This is a genomic window from Parafrigoribacterium mesophilum, assembly GCF_039652555.1.
GTDB lineage: Bacteria > Actinomycetota > Actinomycetes > Actinomycetales > Microbacteriaceae > Parafrigoribacterium > Parafrigoribacterium mesophilum.
Window position 1 is genome coordinate 1 of the sequence record NZ_JBDJAF010000062.1, and the last position, 271, is coordinate 271.

Sequence of the window (271 nt, forward strand, 5' to 3'; positions counted from 1 at the left end):
CCTATCGCCCGGGCGGGAGGCTAGACATTGTACCTTGGTCCCATATCGGCCGGCCCCGCGTGCGCTAACCTGCCGGCATGATGCACGCGCCGTTCCGCTCCGCCCGGCTGCCGCTGGCCCTGGCCCTGCTCGCCGCTGCCGCCCCGGCCCTGGCCGGCGGCACGGCCTATGTCTCGAACGAGCGCGGCGACAGCGTGACGGTGATCGACCTCGACAGTCGCGCGGTCACCGCCACCTGGCCGGTCGGCAAGCGCCCGCGCGGCATCGCGCT

Annotated in this window: 1 pseudogene; it reads left to right on the forward strand. The window is 74.2% G+C overall.

The features are described 5' to 3' along the window. Positions 1 to 77: 77 nt before the first annotated feature. Positions 78 to 271: pseudogene (locus tag ABFX56_RS16105) on the forward strand (hypothetical protein); the annotation flags it as partial.